This window comes from Streptomyces sp. 13-12-16, assembly GCF_002114215.1.
In the GTDB taxonomy this organism is placed as follows: domain Bacteria; phylum Actinomycetota; class Actinomycetes; order Streptomycetales; family Streptomycetaceae; genus Streptomyces.
On the sequence record NZ_NCTE01001279.1, the window covers coordinates 1 to 597 of the forward strand.

A 597-nucleotide genomic window follows, 5' to 3' on the forward strand; every position below is an offset into this window, starting at 1 on the left:
GCCCCGCTGCTGACCGCCTACTACCAGGAGCTGACGGCGGTGACGGGCCGGCCGGATCTGGTCGTGGGCCTGGCGGTCAGCGGCCGGGACCGTGCGCTGCCCGACGCGCACCGGGTCTTCGGGCCGTTCGCCGGCGCCGTACCCGTGCGGCCGGCCGGCGCGGCCGACGCGCCCCTCACGGAAGGGGAGTTCGGTGGCGCCCTGCGCCGGATCGTGGCGGAGGCGGAGGAGGCGCGCGTCCACGAGGACGTGGTGCCCCGGCACGCCGACGGTCTGCCCGTGACGTCGCAGTTCTTCTTCACCCACCTCGACTTCGCCGCGCTGGCCCCGCGGGACGACGGCGCGCTGCGGGTGGCGTGGGAGGCGGGGGACGGCGTGTTCCTGCCGCCGTCGTCGGCGACGGACCTGTTCATGGCGGTACGGCCGGACGGTGACGGGCTGCGGGTCACGGTACGGGGCAGCGCCGCCGCGTTCTCGCCGGACGCGCTCGACGGCTTCGTCCGCTCGGTGCGCGGCCGTCTGGTGCGGGCGGCCGGGAACCGCCGGGTCGTGGTGCCCCCGCCGAGGAAGCGGCGGGGGGCGGGGGGCGCGGCCCTC

At 78.1% G+C, this 597-nt stretch carries 1 pseudogene; it reads left to right on the plus strand.

Annotated features, from left to right (window positions below):
- A pseudogene (locus B7767_RS39355) lies at positions 1–597 on the plus strand (hypothetical protein); the annotation flags it as partial.